Genomic DNA, 15,480 nt, shown 5'->3' with positions numbered 1-15,480 from the left:
CCGGCGTCACACCCAGTAGGGGACTCGCGCGCGGTACTGGCGCATCGCCAACGCCGCGAAACTCCAGCCCACCACGGTGAGGACCAGGACCACCAACCAGTGTCGCAGCTCCTGTTCGGCGCCCAGTAGCGGCGCGCGCACGATGTCCAGGTAGTGCAGCAGCGGATTGAGTTCCACGATCTTGGCCCAGCCGCCGGCGCCCTGCGCCTGCAGGGTGGCCTCGTTCCAGATGATGGGGGTCATGAAGAACAGCAGCTGGACCAGGCTGGCCAGCAGCGGGCTGATGTCGCGGTAGCGGGTGGCCAGGATGCCGAAACACAGGGCGACCCAGACGCAGTTCAGCGCGATCAGCGCCAGCGCGGGAATGAAGGTCAAGTCGGCCCAGCTCCACGGCTTGGGGTACACGATGGCGATGATGACGAAGATGACGATGTTGTGCGCGAACAGGATCATCTGCCGCCAGACCAGCCGGTAGACGTGCACCGACAGCGGGGTCGGGAGCTGTTTGATCAAGCCCTCGTTGGCGACGAACACGTCGGCGCCCTCCAGGATCGAGGCATTGATCAGGTTCCAGACGATCAGGCCCAGCGTGACGTACGGAAGATGTTCGGAGAGCTCCAATTTGAACAGCATCGAGTACAGCCCACCCATGGCGACCGCCGTCGTGCCGGTGGCGATCGTGATCCAGAACGGTCCGAGCACCGACCGTCGGTAGCGCTGTTTGATGTCCTGCCAGCCCAGATGGAGCCACAACTCCCGCTTGCCGAACCCGGCGACCAGATCGCCCCACGCCCGGGCGAATGTCCTGGACTGCGCAGCGGCATCCGTGAACGTCATCGTTGCGTGAACCTTCCGTTGCCCGGCACCCCGGCCCCCGCACCGCGGACGAACCTCTCGCGGCGCCCCAAGCGACGCAAGCGCATCCACTCGCGGAAACCGGCCACATCCCGTCGCGAGACCACGAAGTACCACCCGAATCGCAGCCACTCCTGTGGCACCAGCTTGCGCATCCCGGGCTGGGACTGCAGGTAGCCGCGGTTGCGGTAGGTGAAGTAACGCTTGTCCGGGTTGTCCGGATACTGCGCGTGCATCCGGCCACCGAGGATCGGCTTGAACTCATCGCCACCCTGCGGGTGCAGATAGATCGCCTCCAGGCAGGTACCGAACGGCAGTCCGGTGCGCTGCAGCCGCCGGTGCACCTCGGTCTCGTCGCCGCGGAAGAACAGCCGTAGATCGGGCACCCCGGTCGCCTCCAGGGTCGAGGCGCGGAATAACGCCCCGTTGAACAGGTGCGCGATGCCGGGCATCAGGTCGGGAAGGCGCGAATCCGTGCGCAGTTCGCTGACCCGGCGGCGCCATACCAGGCCGCGGCGCAGCGGGAACGCCAGCCGTTCCGGGTCGTCGAGGTCGCAGATCATCGGCGACACCTCTGCCAACCGGTGCCGCTGGGCGCACGCCAGCAGCGTGGCAAGTACCTCACCGTTCTGCGGACGTCCGTCGTCGTCGGCCAGCCAGACCCAATCCGCGCCGAGGCTCAGCGCGTACAACATGCCGAGCGCGAACCCGCCCGCGCCGCCGAGGTTGCGTTGCGAACCCAGGTAGGTGGTCGGAACCGGTTGTCCGGCAACGAGCTCCCGCACCCTGGGATCGTCGTCGTTGTCGACGACGATCAGCCGATCGGGCGCTCTGCTCTGCGACGACAGCGCTGCCAGAGATCGGGCCAGTTCTTCGGGGCGTCGATGGGTGACCACGACCGCGATGACCGTCTCGGTCACGCCGACCGGTTCCCGCGTGCGTCTTCGTCGAGCACCTCGCGCACGTGCCGGGCCGCGTCCTCGCCCTCGTAGGCGCGCACCACGTCTTCGATACCTCCGGACATCTTGATGGTGCCGTGGTCGATCCACATCGCGGTGTTGCACAGCCGCGCCAGGAACTCGTTGGAGTGGCTTGCGAAGACCAAGATGCCCGAGCGCGAGACGAGATCGGCCAGCCGGGTCTGCGCCTTTTTTAGGAATTCTGCGTCGACCGCGCCGATACCTTCGTCGAGCAGCAGGATCTCGGGGTCGATGCTGGTGACGACGCCCATGGCCAGCCGGACCCGCATGCCGGTGGAGTAGGTGCGCAGCGGCATCGACAGGTAGTCGCCCAGTTCGGTGAACTCCGCGATCTCGTCGACCTTGCTGAGCATCTGTTTGCGCGTCTGCCCGAGGAAGAGCCCCCGGATGAGGATGTTCTCGAAGCCGGAGATCTCGGGGTCCATGCCGACGCCGAGATCGAAGACCGGGGCCACCCGGCCTCGCACCGTCGCCACCCCGCGGGTCGGCTCGTAGATGCCCGACAGCAGCCGCAGCAGTGTCGACTTACCCGCCCCGTTGTGCCCGACCAGTCCCACCCGGTCGCCCATCTTCAGTGACAGCGTGATGTCCCGCAGTGCTTCGATGACCACGACGTTGGAGTCGTTGCGCCCGATCGCCCCGCCGGCCTTGCCGAGGAAGGCCTTCTTCAGCGAGCGCGTCTTGGCGTCGAAGATGGGGAACTCGACCCACGCGTCGCGGGTCTCGATGTACGGCTGCGATGCCCCGGACGAAGTCGTCACGCAGCTCTCACAGATATTGGCCGGTGCCGTGCCCGGGTCCACGCTGGCCCGGGACGACCACGCCGGGGGGCAGAGCGCCCTGGCGCATCTGTTCGAGCTGTTGCCGCGCCGCCATCTGTTGGGCGAACAGCGCGGTCTGGATCCCGTGGAAGAGGCCCTCCAGCCAGCCGACCAGTTGCGCCTGGGCGATGCGCAGCTCGGCGTCCGACGGAACGGCTTCCTCGGTGAACGGCAGGGTCAGCCGCTCCAGCTCGTCGCGCAGCTCCGGCGCCAGCCCGTCCTCCAGCTCGCGGATGCTGGTGCGGTGCACGTCACGCAGCCGTTCCCTGCTGGCCTCGTCCAAAGGTGCCGCCCGCACCTCCTCCAGCAGCTGCTTGATCATCGTGCCGATGCGCATCACCTTCGCGGGCTGCTCGACCAGGTCGGTCAGCGACTTCCCGTCGGGTGCACGCTCGACGTCCATCTCGCCGTCACCGATGATCTCGATGTTGTCGTCGTCGGAATTGGTAGCCATGTCCCTAGAGTGCCCCAGCATTTCTCACCTATCGCGGCCGGGCTCCGCGTCACCGGTGGACGCGGGCCTCGCTTGTTGTCGTAGATCTTCTCCCACCCGCGGGATTTGTCCAGCGAGGTGGTCGGCCTGCCGCGCCGGTCTGCCGGTCCGGCGAGGGCGAGCGCGCCCGGATGCGGCCGGGCCAGCGAACCGGCTCAGGTGCATAGCGGATTGCTTGAGCGTCGGCTGGCAACGTCGGAGCCGGTGGCCCTCGGCGTCGTCGGCCACCTCGACTAGTATGGCTGCGCAGATGGCCCGCGCCGGTCCAGGTGCGGGCGGCAACAGCGAGGTCGGGCAGCCACCGAGACGCCTTCTTTCGGGCGGAACGGTGGGGTTCCAAGGCGCACTAAGGTGGTCTGGCATGGCATACGACGTCGCCCGGGTGCGCGGATTGCACCCCTCATTGGGCGATGGCTGGGTGCATATGGACGCCCAGAACGGCATGCTGCTGCCCGATTCCGTGGGTCGGGCGGTGTCGACCGCTTTCCGCGGCTCCATGCCGACCACATCGAGTCCGCACCCCGCAGCCCGGCGCAGCGCCGCGGTGCTGGCCGCCGCCCGGCAGGCGGTGGCGGACCTGGTCAACGGCCATCCCGCCGGGGTGGTGTTCGGCGCCGACCGGGCGGTGCTGTTGACCTCGCTGGCCGACGCCGCGTCGGGCCGAGTGGGCCTGGGCTACGAACTGGTGGTCAGCCGGCTCGACGACGAGGCCAATATCGCCCCGTGGCTGCGTGCCGCGAATCGATTCGGCGCCAAGGTCAAGTGGGCCGAGGTGGACATCGAGACCGGCGAATTGCCGACGTGGCAGTGGGAGGGCCTGGTGACCAGGCCGACCAGACTGGTCGCAATCACCTCCGCCTCATCGACTTTGGGCACCGTGACCGAGCTGCGCGAGGTGACCAAGCTGGTGCACGAGGTGGGCGGGCTGGTGGTCGTCGACCATTCGGCGGCCGCACCGTACCGACTGTTCGACTTCGACGAGACCGAGGCCGATGTGGTGGCGGTCAACGCGCTGGCGTGGGGCGGCCCCCCGATCGGGGCCCTGGTGTTCCGCGACCCGACGATCATCGACGCGTTCGGGTCGGTGTCGCTGAATCCTGCGGCGACCGGCGCTGCGCGCCTGGAGCTGGGCTCACACCAGTTCGGGATGCTCGCCGGTGTGGTTGCCAGCGTCGAATATCTTGCCTCACTTGATGATTCAGCTCAAGGCACCCGTCGTGAGCGGCTGGCGGTGTCCATGCGGTCGGCGTCGGCGCATATGAACGCGCTGTTCGAATACCTGGTGGCGTCGTTGCGGTCGCTGCCCACGGTCACCGTGATCGGGAGCCCCGAGGTGCGAATCCCGGTGCTCAGTTTCGTGATCCACAACGTGCCCGCGGAGCGCGTCGTACAGCGGCTCGCCGACAACGGCATCCTGGCCATCGCCAACGCGAGTTCGCGGGTGCTCGACCTGATCGGGGTCGACGACATCGGCGGCGCCGTGACCGTCGGCCTGGCGCACTACAGCACCTCGGCCGAGGTCGATCAGCTGGTCCGGGCGCTGGCCTCGCTGGGCTGAGGACAGTTAGCGGTCAACGCGCAGAAGCACTTTGCCGGAGACATCGCCGGATTCGAGGAGCTCGTGGGCGGCTTGGGCCTCGGCGATGGGGAACTCCGCCCCGATGACCGGGCGGACCAGCCCCTCGCTGACCATCGGCCACAGCTCGGCGGCGACCCGTGTGATGATGTCGGTCTTGCCGCCGCGGCCGTCCACCGGCCTGGACCGCAGCGCGGTCGCGATGACGCTGCCGCGCTTGCCTAGCAGCTTGCCGATGTTGAGCTCGGCCTTGGCCCCACCCTGCATGCCGATGATCACCAGCCGGCCGCCGTCGGCAAGCGCGTCGATGTTGCGGTCCAGGTAGGACGCGCCCATGATGTCGAGGATGACGTCGGCGCCGCCCGCGTCGCGCACGATGTCGACGAAATCGTCGTTGTGGTAGTCGATGGTGATATCGGCACCCAGCTCGGCGCACAGATCGAGCTTGTTGCGCGACCCCGCCGTCACTGCCACGCGGCAGTTCAACGCCTTCGCCACCTGAATGGCGTGCGTGCCGATGCCGCTGGCACCGCCGTGGATCAGCAGTAACTCCGGCGCCGACAGGCCCCCGGCCATCACCACATTCGACCAGACCGTGCAGGCCACCTCCGGTAGACCGGCGGCGTGCGGCAGCGGGACGCCGTCGGGAACGGGCAGGATCTGGCCCGTGGGCACGGCGACGAACTCGGCGTACCCGCCGCCTGCCAGCAAAGCGCAGACAGATTGCCCCGTGAGCCATTGCGTCACGCCGTCACCGACCGCGGCCACCGTGCCGGCCACCTCCAGGCCGATGATGTCGCTGGCGCCCGGCGGCGGCGGGTATTTCCCCGCGGCCTGCAGCAGGTCCGCGCGATTGACGCCCGCCGCGACGACCTCGATGAGAACCTCGCCCGGCGCAGGCACCACGTCTGGCACGGACTGCCAGGTCAGGACGCCAGACGGATCCGCCACGATCGCATGCATTCATCCGAGGCTACTACGCTGGGGAAACTCCCCGACATTTCGCCACCGGCAACGACGGTGAGTCCTAGTATGTGCCCATGGAGGGGATCATCGGGGGGCGCACGGCGAGTGACACGCCTGGCCTTGACATTGCTGAGCAAAGAGCGTGGCAGAACTTTTTGGATGCCGCGCTCAGGTTGTACGCGACCATCAACCGGTCGTTGTCCGACGAGCACGGTCTGACGTTGAACGACGTCCGGCTGCTCGACCTGTTGGTGAAATCGCCGACCGGGGCGGCCCGGATGGGTGACGTCGCCGAGTCGTTGATGTCGCTGCCGAGTCGGGTGACACGGCAGATTCATCGTCTGGAAGTGCAGGGTCTGGTGATTCGAGGCGCCAGCCCCGACGACGGGCGCGGTGTGCTCGCGAGCATCACCCCGGAGGGCAGAACGGCGTTGGCCACCGCGATGCAGTCCTACGGGGCGGCGGTGCGGGCGCACTTCCTGGACCGGCTGAGCCGGCCCCAGATCACCGCGATGGGGGAGAACTGCCGCCGGATCAGCGCGGGCCTGAAGGCCGGCACACCGTCGGCGAAGATCGGCCGCGTCTAGACTGTCCCGCGGTGGCGTGGCAGAGCGGCCTAATGCACTCGCCTTGAAAGCGAGAGACGGCTAACACCGTCCGGGGGTTCAAATCCCTCCGCCACCGCCAACGCAGGTGCTGTACTCCGATCGGGGGACACCGCTTTCCTCCGGTGGTTCCTCCGACCATCGGATGCGCCGCAGCAGCCCCAACCGCGAATATTGACGCATGGCAACAGTGGCCGCCGCCCGTGGCGAGACGCAGAATCTCCGGCAGATCGCGATGGCGAGCTATGTCGGTTCGGCAATCGAGTTCTACGACTTCTTCATCTACGGCACCGCGGCGGCGCTGGTGTTCCCGACGGTGTTCTTCCCCGAGCTGGGGCACGTGATGGCCACCACCGCGTAGCTGGGTGCGTTCGCGGCCGCGTTCCTGGCCCGTCCCTTGGGCGCCGCGGTCTTCGGACACTTCGGAGATCGCATCAGCCGCAAGCAGACCCTGGTGGTGACCTTGCTGCTGATGGGTGCCGCCACCGTCGGCGTCGGACTGATCCCGAGCACCGCCAGCATCGGTCTCGCCGCGCCTCTACTGCTGGTCACGCTGCGCCTGGTGCAGGGCTTCGCGGTCGGTGGCGAGTGGGCGGGCGCGGTGTTGATGACCGCCGAACATGCTCCCGAGGACCGGCGCGGCTTCTACGGGATGTTCACCCAGCTCGGGCTCGGCACCGCGCTGGTGCTGTCCAATCTGGTGTTCCTCGTGGTGTATCTCGGCTTCGGGGAGACGAATCCGGCGTTCCTGCAATGGGGTTGGCGCATCCCGTTCCTGCTCAGCGCCGTGTTGATCGGCACCGCACTGTTCATCCGGCTGCGCGTGACGGAGTCGCCGGTCTCGGCCGACCCAGAGCCGCGCCACGGTGCGCCGCTCGCGGAACTGATCCGCGGGCAGGGGCGTCAGGTGCTGCTGGCCGGCGGCGCGGCGATCTGCGCACCGATGCTGGTGTTCCAGGCCGGGACGTTCTTCACCCACTACGCGGCCGACCATCTCGACTACTCGACCAATCTGGTGTTGCTGGTGAACGTGGTCGGCGGGTTGTGCGCGGTCGGTTTCGCGGCCGTCTCGGCGATGCTGTCCGACGCCTACGGTCGGCGGCGGGTGACCGCATGGGGTTATGCGCTGGCCGTGCCGTGGGCGTTCGCCGTCTTCCCGCTGATCGAAGCGCACGACCGGGTGGTCTTCGGCGTCGCGATCGTCGCGACCTACGCGCTCATCGGCGTGTGCATGGGCCCCCTGGCGGCCTTCCTGCCTGAGATCTTCGCCGCCCGCTACCGCTACACCGGTGCGGCGATCTCGCACACGCTCGGCGGCGTCCTCGGGGGCGCACTGCCGCCGGTGGTCTCCCCGGTCCTGATGGCGTCTTACGGCGGCGGAGCCATCGCGCTGCTGATGGGCGGGCTGGCGCTGGTCAGCTTCAGCTGTGTGCTCGCGCTTCCGGAGACCACCGGCCGCCGGTCGGCTACTCGCCGGTGAAGTGCGGCGGCCGCTTCTCGAACATCGCCGTGATGCCCTCGGTGAGATCTTTCGACGGCAGGAACGCCGAGTTCCACGCCGCGACGTAGCGCAGGCTGGCCGCGACCTGGGCGGTGCGTTGCTCGTCGAGGACATCTTTGATGCCGTGCACGGTGTGCGGCGGATTGGCCGCGATCTCGGCCGCGGTGGCCCGCGCGGCGGTCAGCGAGGCCTCCGGATCGGGGTAGACGTCGTTGACCAGGCCGATCTTCTCGGCCCGCGCGGCGTCGATGTCCTTGCCGGTCAGCGCCAGCTCGCGCAGATGCCCGTCGGACAGGATCAGCGGCAGCCGCGCCAGCGAGCCGACGTCGGCGACGATCGCCAGTTTGACCTCGCGCACCGAGAACTTCGCGTCACTGCTGGCATAACGGATGTCGACCGCCGAGATCAGGTCAACACCGCCACCGATACACCAGCCGTGCACCGAGGCGATCGTCGGAGTGCGGCAGTCGGCGACCGCGGTGATCGCGTACTGCATCGTCTTGAGCTGGGAATGGAACTCCGCCCGCGGTTTGGACGACGACGCATCGGACATCATCGACCCCAACGTCCCGCCCATCGCGGCCAGATCGAGGCCGTAGCTGAAGTTGCGGCCGGACCCGGTGAGCACGATCGCCCGCACCTCGGGATCGGCGTCGAGTTCCTGGAACACCACCGGGAGCTCGGCCCAGAACGCCGGACCCATCGCGTTGCCCTTACCGGGCCCGATCAACGTCACCTGCGCGATGTGATCGGCGATGTCGACGGTCAAGGATTCCCGGCTCGCCGTCGTCTCCGATTGGCTGGATTCACCCATGGAGGTAGAGGTTAGCCCCCGCCCAGCAGAATGTCGGCGACTACCGCACTGGGCAGGAACTGGCAGGCCGCGTCGGCGAGGATCTGGCCGACGAACTCACCGTCGGGTCCGAGCGGATTGCCCTCCTGGGACAGGATCTCGCGCACCACCGCGACCCGGGTGGGTTCGTCGAGGTCGCTGAACTCCTCGCACGTCATCGTCATTGCGTTCGCCGGTGCGGGCACCTGCGGGACGTCGGTGTTGCGGGTGGGCAGCGGAAGGTTCGGGATCTGGATGTCGGGGATGCCGGGGATCCCGGGGGCGCGGCCGGTGGTGGTCGGGGCCGAGGTCAGCGGCGGGCCGGGCTGCGTGGTCTGCGCGACGGTTCCTTCGGTGGTGCGCTGGCAGGCCGTGCCCAATCCAACCACGATCGCAAGACCTGCCATCGTCGCGGCCGTGAACCGCACGCGCGTCATCATCCTGGCCACGATATGCGGCTAGCCGCGTTCGAGGTAGAAGTACAGGTGGCGTGGGGTGCCTGAACTGGTGTCGAGCGCGCCTTTGCCGTTCATGATCCCGATCACGGCGTTGTCGTCGACGACCTTGAAGTGGTCGTGCACGGGCCGGCCGTCGTAGACCATCGACGCCACGACCTCACCTCGGAACTCCTCCATCCACAGGCTGGCTTCGCCGTTCATCGCCTCGGTGTTGGAGAACGTGTTGCCGTCGGCATCCAGGCAGATCAGCGGTTTGGCGTCGGCCGCCGAGTGGAAGGTCTTGCCGAACCAGTTCAGCTTCTTCATGAAGCCGTTGGCGCGGTGGCCGGTGTCGAACTCACCGCCTCTCCACGCGCCGATCATGAAGTCGATGGTGGCCGGCGCCAGGGTGGCCCAGAACGCGTCGAGTTCGGCGTCGGCGATGCGGTCCGTGCGCTGCTTCAATGTGGTGAACGTCGTGCGGGCGTCGCTCATTGCAGTCCTGTCCAGTTGCGGGCGAAGTCGAGGAATGCGTCGTTCTCGTCGGTGGCGGCGACGGTGACCCGGACCCCGTCCTCGCCGTACGGGCGCACGATGATGCGGCTGTTGGCGGCGTCGGAGGCGAATCGTTGGGCTCGGCCGGGCAGGGGCAGCCACACGAAGTTCGCCTGCGAGGACGGCAGGTCGTAGCCGGCGTCGCGCAGTGCCGCGCTGACCCTGGTGCGTTCGGCGACGACGGCGTCGGTGCGCTCGAGCAGTTCGTCGGCGGCGTCCAGGCACGCGATGGCGGCGGCCTGCGAAACGCTGGTGGCGGTGAACGGGACATAGACCTTCGACAGCGCGGCGATGATGTCCGGGTCGGCAACCGCGTAGCCGATGCGCAGTCCGGCCAGCCCGTAGGCCTTGGAAAAGGTGCGTAGGACAACGACATTGCTGTGCGCGTGGACCAGCCCGAGGCTGTCGGGAGCCAGGCCGTCGCGGATGTACTCGACGTAGGCCTCGTCGAGGACCACCAGGATGTGCGGCGGCACCGCCTCGACGAACCGGGCCAGTCGGTCCGGGTCGACGACGGTGCTGGTCGGGTTGTTCGGGTTGCACACGAAGATGAGCCGGGTTCGGTCGGTGATCGCGGCGAGCATCGCGTCGAGGTCGAAGGTGTGGTGGGTCAGCGGCACTTGGACCGGGGTGGCGCCGGCGGTGCGGACCTGCAACGGGTAGATCTCGAAGCTGCGCCAGCCGAAGAGCACCTCGTCGCCGACGGTCGAGGTGATCTGAATCAGCTGCTGGCACAGGCTGACCGACCCGCACCCCACCGAGATGTGTTCGGGGGCGAAGTTCACATGCTTGGCCAGTCGCTCCTTGAGCGCGATGTAGCCGTTGTCGGGGTAGCGGTTGATCCCGTCGACCGCCTTGTGGATCGCCGCCCGCACGCTGGGCAGCGGGCCGTGCACGGTTTCATTGCTGGCGATCTTGATGGCGCCGGGCACCGTCCTACCCGGCGTGTAGGCGGGCAGATCGGCGAGTTCGGGGCGCAGACGGGCTGTCACCTGAGTCAGTTTATGGCCCGCTCGGATCTGCTTTGCTTCCCGCCGTGGCCCCTGTGTACTCTGTCGCAGCGGCGGTAAACGTCGGGAGGCGTGCCAGAGCGGCCGAATGGGACTCACTGCTAATGAGTTGTCCCCCTTACCGGGGACCGGAGGTTCAAATCCTCTCGCCTCCGCGCACCGAGGCCGGCTCGCCGGCGACAACTGAACACGCGGTACCCAAGCGCCCGTAGCTCAACGGATAGAGCATCTGACTACGGATCAGAAGGTTAGGGGTTCGAATCCCTTCGGGCGCGCTTCTCCGCCGGTCAGGGCGGAATTGGCGACTTTCGGCCCTATTTCCGGACGCCGTGAGCGGGATTGACTTCCGGCGTGGCAACCGTCGAGAAGACCGAGATCCTGGCACCGCGGCGCCCCTTTCCCGCGCGGCTTGGCCCCAAGGGCAATCTGATCTACAAACTGATCACCACCACCGATCACAAGCTGATCGGCGTCATGTACGTGGTCGCCTGCTTCATCTTCTTCATGATCGGCGGCCTGATGGCGCTGTTCATCCGCACCGAGCTGACCGCACCGGGGCTGCAGTTCCTGTCGAATGAGCAGTACAACCAGCTGTTCACCATGCACGGCACCGCGATGCTGCTGTTCTATGCGACCCCGATCGTGTTCGGGTTCGCCAACCTGGTGCTGCCGCTGCAGATCGGCGCTCCGGATGTGGCCTTCCCCCGGTTGAACGCGTTCTCGTTCTGGCTGTTCCTGTTCGGCGCGTTGATCGCGCTGGCCGGGTTCATCACCCCGGGCGGTGCCGCGGACTTCGGCTGGACCGCGTACGCGCCGCTCTCGGATGCCACCCACACCCCCGGCGTCGGCGCGGACCTGTGGATCTTCGGTCTGGGCGTCGGTGGTCTGGGCACCATCCTGGGTGCGGTCAACATGGTCACGACGGTGGTGTGCATGCGTGCACCCGGGATGACGATGTTCCGGATGCCGATCTTCACCTGGAACATCCTGGTGACCTCGATCCTGGTGTTGCTCATCTTCCCGCTGCTGACCGCCGCGCTGTTCGCTCTGGCCGCCGACCGCCACCTGGGTGCTCACGTCTACGACCCGGCCAATGGCGGCGTCATTCTCTGGCAGCACCTGTTCTGGTACTTCGGCCATCCCGAGGTGTATGTGATCGCGCTGCCGTTCTTCGGGATCATCAGCGAAGTGATCCCGGTCTTCTCCCGCAAGCCGATCTTCGGTTACACCACCCTGGTGTACGCCACCTTCAGCATTGCGGCGCTGTCGATGGCGGTGTGGGCGCACCACATGTTCGCCACCGGTGCCGTGCTCCTTCCGTTCTTCTCGTTCATGACCTTCCTGATCGCGGTGCCCACCGGGATCAAGTTCTTCAACTGGATCGGCACGATGTGGAAGGGCCAGTTGACGTTCGAATCCCCGATGCTGTTCGCGGTGGGGTTCATCGCGACGTTCCTGCTCGGTGGGCTCTCGGGTGTGCTGCTGGCCAGCCCGCCGCTGGACTTCCACGTCACCGACAGCTATTTCGTGGTGGCGCACTTCCACTATGTGCTGTTCGGGACCATCGTGTTCGCGACCTATGCGGGCATCTACTTCTGGTTCCCCAAGATGACCGGCCGGCTGCTTGACGAGCGGCTGGGCAAGGTGCACTTCTGGTTGACGTTCATCGGCTTCCACACCACGTTCCTGGTGCAGCACTGGCTCGGCGACGAGGGCATGCCGCGTCGCTACGCCGACTACCTGCCCGGCGACGGCTTCACCACCCTCAACGTGGTGTCGACCATCGGCGCGTTCGTCCTCGGCGCCTCGATGCTGCCGTTCGTCTGGAATGTGTTCAAGAGCTGGCGCTACGGCGAGGTCGTCACCGTCGACGATCCGTGGGGTTATGGCAACTCGCTGGAGTGGGCCACCAGTTGCCCGCCGCCGCGACACAACTTCACCGAGCTGCCCCGGATCCGTTCCGAGCGACCGGCGTTCGAGCTGCACTATCCACACATGAGGGAGCGGATGCGCGCCGAGGCGCACGTGGGCCGGGCGCACGGACCCGAGGACGGCGACGTGACCCGACTCCAGGAGGCCGACGTTCGCACCTGACGCCGGCTGGTGCGTCCGTGGCAGTTGTCGAGTGGCACTTGTCGAGTGGCACTTGTCGAGTGGCACTTGTCGAGTGGCGGTAGTCGAGTGGCGGTAGTCGAGTGGCACCTGTCGAGTTGCGACGTCCGTGGCAGTTGTCGAGTGTGAAGATATCGCCACACTCGCCGGCGAACGTGAAGGCTTCCGCACATCTGGCCTCGTTGCGGCCCCACGTCGCCGCTTCCGTGGACGAGGGCGTCTGTTGAGGTTGGTAGGCACACCCCCGGGGTGTGGCCGCGCCTGCGCCGACGGCTCAGAATTGGCGCACAGACCCCCCACCGCGAGCCAATAGTCTGCTTCAAGTGGAGCATTCGGTCGAAGTGGTGGTGGCAGATCTACGGACGGCAGCAGATCGCCTTCGCGATGCCGGACAGCGGTTGCAGGACGGCCTGGCCGGAGTGGACCTGCAGACCCGACAACTGCTGGCGGCGGGCTGGAAAGGGCAGGCGTCATCGGCTTTCGGGCCGGCGTGGGACCGGTGGCACGACGGTGCGGGCCAGGTGGTCCGCGGCGTGCAGATGATGGCCGACCTGCTCAGCCTCGCCGCGACGGAGTACGTCAGGACCGATCAGCAATCCGGTGCGGCGCTCGATTCGACGATGCAGGTCCCCGCCGCGCGGGGCGACTGAAAGGACGATGGCGGTGTTGGTGGTGGATTTCGGTCAGCTGCGCACGGCCGTCAGCCAGATGGAGGATTTCGGATACGCGATGACCGAATGCCTTGCCGATATCGAGCAGACGATGGCCGCGCTGCGCCGGTCGTGGCAGGGCGCCGGGTCGGATGTCCAGCAACAGGCGCAACAGCGGTGGGACGACGGTGCCGAGCAGATGCGGGAGGCGCTATCGGTGTTGCGAGAGGTCGTGGACACCGCTTACGCGAACTACACCTGCGCGGTTGGTACGAACGGCCGGATGTGGCAGGCATGACCGGCGGGTCGCGGAGGTGACCGATGCGCATCGCGGTTGATCCCGAAGCGCTGATCGCCGCGGGGCGGCAGACCGGTGCGCTGGGGTCGCTGTTGGGCACGCTGTCCGGGGTGCTGGGTCCCTCACTGGCGGGCGGTATCGCCTCCGGGATCGATCCGGCCGGAATGAACTTCGGGATGAAGTACGGCCGCGAGTCGACGTACTTCGCCGCGGCGGTCGCCGACGCCGCGAACGCGTTCACCGGGGTGGGGCAACTCCTGCAGGCGACCGGGTTCAACTACCGCAACGCCGATGCCGCCGCCACCATCGGCGGACCGGGCCCGGCCGGCGGCGTCAGCGGCGATGCCGCACGATTCATGCCCGCCCCTGTGCCGCCCGGACCCAACGGCATCACCATCCCGGCACCGGCTATGTGGTATCTGGTGCAGCCACTGCTGCAATTCATCCCCGGTGCGGGACTGTTCGCAGGCACAGCGATGACCTGGCCGTCGGGTAACGCGTCGATGATGTACCTGACAGCCGCTCAATGGCGCAATTTCGCGAACGCGCTGGCAATGGTCGAACCGCAACTGACCGCCATCAAGGCCGCTGTCACCGATCAATTGATTCCCGAGCGTGCGGCCATCATGACAGCCCTGGCCGGCGTCGGTAACGCGACAGCGCTGCTCGCTAAGGCTGCTTCGACTGTCGCACAGTTGGTTTCGGACTTCGCCCGAATTGTCGACGACGCTCAGAGCGCGATCCGCAGACTGCTGGACAGGCTCTCATTCGAGGGACTGTGGGACACCGTGACCGGCTGGCTCACCGGCGATGGTGACGACATCCTGCGCGAGGTCGCCCGCGACGTGAACACCGTCATCGACAACTGTCAACGGCAGGTGCAGGGCATCGTCGGACTGCTCGACGAACTGAACTTGCTGATCGGCGACGCCGCCACCGCCCTGCAGAAATCGATCCGCCCCGTCCTGGTCGAGCAGTTCGGCACCGGGGCGGGCAACGCGTTGGCCAACGAGTTCACCTTTTACACCGACGTCCAGGTCGGTGCGGTGACCGGCCTGCTCGGCTCCCTTTCCGACACGGTGGCGATGGCCGATCCCGACACCTGGATAGGCATGGCCGCGCTGACGCTGTCGGTGGCCAGGGACCCGTCGCGCCTGCCCGGCGTCGTCGTCGCTGAGTTGAAGGATTTCTCGTCCTGGGACACGTGGTTTGGTGACCACCCCGGCCGCGCCGCCGGCGAGGTCGCGGTCAACGTGGGGTCGCTGTTTGTGCCCGGCGGCGCCCTGTCAAAGGCGGGCGGGGTAGCCAGAAGCGTGAACCTGAGCCGTCGCGTGCTGGACGAAGGACGACTGCCCCGTATCGGCGAGCTGGGAAGCTGGGCCCGCGGCGGGGCCGGTCAGACACACACGCCGGGTGTCTCGGAGTTCACCCCGGCGCCACCGGTAGCACCGCCGTTGCGGCCGGAGAAGATTCCGCCTACCAACCCTGGTGCGCCGACGGGTGCGGGTGGGCCGTCCGCTCCGGGCCCGGCACGCACGGGGGAGCCGCCCACTCCCACTGCGCGACCGCCCGCGGCGGGGGCTGAAGGCGGCTCGGGCCCGCGGGCACCTGTGGAACAGCCGGGCCGGGGCGAAGCGGGCGCGAGCGCTCCTTCTTCCGAACCGGCTGCCTCACCTGGCAACGGGCCCGACTTCACATCTGTTGAGCGTAGCCGTATTTCACCTGTAGAGGCCAGCTCGACCGATCGCGCCGCCGCCGCCGGTCCGCCGCCCTGATCAGTTCCCGTTAG

The 15,480-nt window shown here is 67.4% G+C and carries 15 protein-coding genes, 3 tRNA genes and 1 pseudogene; 10 read left to right on the top strand and 9 right to left on the bottom strand.

Features of this window, described 5'->3' with window-relative positions:
• Positions 1 to 6: 6 nt before the first annotated feature.
• The 4 genes from wzm to ACNUDN_RS26020 are packed head-to-tail and all read right to left on the bottom strand — an operon-like array spanning position 7 to position 3,131.
• The gene (gene wzm, locus ACNUDN_RS26035; RefSeq protein WP_419124578.1) at positions 7 to 837 is read right to left on the bottom strand and encodes a galactan export ABC transporter permease subunit Wzm/RfbD; all 831 of its coding nucleotides are present in this window, start codon (positions 835 to 837) and stop codon (positions 7 to 9) included.
• Positions 834 to 1,775, bottom strand: coding sequence for a galactofuranosyltransferase GlfT1 (gene glfT1, locus ACNUDN_RS26030; protein ID WP_419124577.1), 942 nt, complete (start codon positions 1,773 to 1,775; stop codon positions 834 to 836). The genes wzm and glfT1 overlap by 4 nt, the downstream gene beginning before the upstream one ends.
• Entirely contained in the window at positions 1,772 to 2,596 is an 825-nt protein-coding gene (gene wzt / locus ACNUDN_RS26025) for a galactan export ABC transporter ATP-binding subunit Wzt/RfbE (protein ID WP_419124576.1), read from the bottom strand. The genes glfT1 and wzt overlap by 4 nt, the downstream gene beginning before the upstream one ends.
• 7 nt (positions 2,597 to 2,603) lie before the next feature.
• Positions 2,604 to 3,131 carry a bacterial proteasome activator family protein gene (locus ACNUDN_RS26020; protein ID WP_419124575.1) on the bottom strand — a complete coding sequence of 176 codons (528 nt, stop codon included), beginning with the start codon at positions 3,129 to 3,131 and terminating at the stop codon, positions 2,604 to 2,606.
• Between the two features lie 379 nt (positions 3,132 to 3,510).
• Between ACNUDN_RS26020 and ACNUDN_RS26015 the strand changes: the two genes are divergently transcribed.
• Positions 3,511 to 4,707, top strand: a complete 1,197-nt coding sequence (locus tag ACNUDN_RS26015; protein WP_419124574.1) for a cysteine desulfurase-like protein — start codon at positions 3,511 to 3,513, stop codon at positions 4,705 to 4,707.
• A 6-nt stretch (positions 4,708 to 4,713) separates the two neighbouring features.
• On the opposite strand, the gene ACNUDN_RS26010 is transcribed toward ACNUDN_RS26015, so the two are convergent.
• Positions 4,714 to 5,688: an NAD(P)H-quinone oxidoreductase gene (locus ACNUDN_RS26010; RefSeq protein WP_419124573.1), complete on the bottom strand. Its 975-nt coding sequence runs from the start codon at positions 5,686 to 5,688 to the stop codon at positions 4,714 to 4,716.
• Between the two features lie 77 nt (positions 5,689 to 5,765).
• Here ACNUDN_RS26010 and ACNUDN_RS26005 point away from each other — a divergent pair, with 77 nt between their 5' ends.
• The 3 genes and pseudogenes from ACNUDN_RS26005 to ACNUDN_RS25995 all read left to right on the top strand — a co-directional run bounded on the left by ACNUDN_RS26005 (position 5,766) and on the right by ACNUDN_RS25995 (position 7,776).
• Complete coding sequence (locus ACNUDN_RS26005; RefSeq protein ID WP_419124572.1) at positions 5,766 to 6,278, top strand: MarR family winged helix-turn-helix transcriptional regulator; 513 nt, start codon at positions 5,766 to 5,768, stop codon at positions 6,276 to 6,278.
• Positions 6,279 to 6,288: 10 nt separating this feature from the next.
• Positions 6,289 to 6,378 (top strand) — tRNA-Ser (locus ACNUDN_RS26000).
• A 99-nt stretch (positions 6,379 to 6,477) separates the two neighbouring features.
• A pseudogene (locus ACNUDN_RS25995) lies at positions 6,478 to 7,776 on the top strand (MFS transporter).
• Here the strand turns inward: ACNUDN_RS25995 and ACNUDN_RS25990 are convergent.
• The 4 genes from ACNUDN_RS25990 to hisC are packed head-to-tail and all read right to left on the bottom strand — an operon-like array spanning position 7,763 to position 10,613.
• Positions 7,763 to 8,611 carry a crotonase/enoyl-CoA hydratase family protein gene (locus ACNUDN_RS25990; RefSeq protein WP_419124571.1) on the bottom strand — a complete coding sequence of 283 codons (849 nt, stop codon included), beginning with the start codon at positions 8,609 to 8,611 and terminating at the stop codon, positions 7,763 to 7,765. The pseudogene ACNUDN_RS25995 and the gene ACNUDN_RS25990 sit on opposite strands and share 14 nt — an antisense overlap.
• Before the next feature lie 11 nt (positions 8,612 to 8,622).
• Positions 8,623 to 9,069 carry a hypothetical protein gene (locus ACNUDN_RS25985; protein ID WP_419124570.1) on the bottom strand — a complete coding sequence of 149 codons (447 nt, stop codon included), beginning with the start codon at positions 9,067 to 9,069 and terminating at the stop codon, positions 8,623 to 8,625.
• Positions 9,070 to 9,087: 18 nt separating this feature from the next.
• Positions 9,088 to 9,561, bottom strand: a complete 474-nt coding sequence (locus ACNUDN_RS25980; RefSeq protein WP_419124569.1) for a DUF4334 domain-containing protein — start codon at positions 9,559 to 9,561, stop codon at positions 9,088 to 9,090.
• A complete protein-coding gene (gene hisC / locus ACNUDN_RS25975; RefSeq protein WP_419124568.1) occupies positions 9,558 to 10,613 on the bottom strand; it encodes a histidinol-phosphate transaminase in 1,056 nt (351 codons plus the stop codon). The genes ACNUDN_RS25980 and hisC overlap by 4 nt, the downstream gene beginning before the upstream one ends.
• 84 nt (positions 10,614 to 10,697) lie before the next feature.
• On the opposite strand from hisC, the gene ACNUDN_RS25970 reads away from it, so the two are divergent.
• From ACNUDN_RS25970 to ACNUDN_RS25945, 6 genes are all read left to right on the top strand, one after another.
• Positions 10,698 to 10,786, top strand: a tRNA-Ser gene (locus tag ACNUDN_RS25970).
• A 47-nt stretch (positions 10,787 to 10,833) separates the two neighbouring features.
• Positions 10,834 to 10,906, top strand: a tRNA-Arg gene (locus tag ACNUDN_RS25965).
• A gap of 76 nt (positions 10,907 to 10,982) precedes the next feature.
• Positions 10,983 to 12,725 (top strand): aa3-type cytochrome oxidase subunit I, encoded by a 1,743-nt coding sequence (gene ctaD, locus ACNUDN_RS25960; protein ID WP_419124567.1) that lies wholly within the window; start codon positions 10,983 to 10,985, stop codon positions 12,723 to 12,725.
• A gap of 341 nt (positions 12,726 to 13,066) precedes the next feature.
• Positions 13,067 to 13,393, top strand: a complete 327-nt coding sequence (locus ACNUDN_RS25955; RefSeq protein ID WP_419124566.1) for a WXG100 family type VII secretion target — start codon at positions 13,067 to 13,069, stop codon at positions 13,391 to 13,393.
• Between the two features lie 7 nt (positions 13,394 to 13,400).
• Complete coding sequence (locus ACNUDN_RS25950) at positions 13,401 to 13,691, top strand: WXG100 family type VII secretion target (RefSeq protein WP_419124565.1); 291 nt, start codon at positions 13,401 to 13,403, stop codon at positions 13,689 to 13,691.
• 23 nt (positions 13,692 to 13,714) lie between these two features.
• On the top strand, positions 13,715 to 15,466 hold the full coding sequence (locus ACNUDN_RS25945; RefSeq protein ID WP_419124564.1) for a helical membrane plugin domain-containing protein: 1,752 nt from the start codon (positions 13,715 to 13,717) through the stop codon (positions 15,464 to 15,466).
• Positions 15,467 to 15,480: the final 14 nt, after the last annotated feature.

This window comes from Mycobacterium sp. smrl_JER01 (assembly GCF_048513595.2).
Lineage (GTDB): Bacteria > Actinomycetota > Actinomycetes > Mycobacteriales > Mycobacteriaceae > Mycobacterium.
This window is presented reverse-complemented; position numbering and strand designations above follow the sequence as displayed.

Coding starts and splice junctions, on each gene's coding strand:
- wzm (WP_419124578.1), bottom strand. CDS start 837: ATGACGTTCACGGATGCCGCTGCGCAGTCCAGGACATTCGCCCGGGCG.
- ACNUDN_RS26020 (WP_419124575.1), bottom strand. CDS start 3,131: ATGCTGGGGCACTCTAGGGACATGGCTACCAATTCCGACGACGACAAC.
- ACNUDN_RS26015 (WP_419124574.1), top strand. CDS start 3,511: ATGGCATACGACGTCGCCCGGGTGCGCGGATTGCACCCCTCATTGGGC.
- ACNUDN_RS26010 (WP_419124573.1), bottom strand. CDS start 5,688: ATGCATGCGATCGTGGCGGATCCGTCTGGCGTCCTGACCTGGCAGTCC.
- ACNUDN_RS26005 (WP_419124572.1), top strand. CDS start 5,766: ATGGAGGGGATCATCGGGGGGCGCACGGCGAGTGACACGCCTGGCCTT.
- ACNUDN_RS25990 (WP_419124571.1), bottom strand. CDS start 8,611: ATGGGTGAATCCAGCCAATCGGAGACGACGGCGAGCCGGGAATCCTTG.
- ACNUDN_RS25985 (WP_419124570.1), bottom strand. CDS start 9,069: ATGATGACGCGCGTGCGGTTCACGGCCGCGACGATGGCAGGTCTTGCG.
- ACNUDN_RS25980 (WP_419124569.1), bottom strand. CDS start 9,561: ATGAGCGACGCCCGCACGACGTTCACCACATTGAAGCAGCGCACGGAC.
- ACNUDN_RS25950 (WP_419124565.1), top strand. CDS start 13,401: ATGGCGGTGTTGGTGGTGGATTTCGGTCAGCTGCGCACGGCCGTCAGC.
- ACNUDN_RS25945 (WP_419124564.1), top strand. CDS start 13,715: ATGCGCATCGCGGTTGATCCCGAAGCGCTGATCGCCGCGGGGCGGCAG.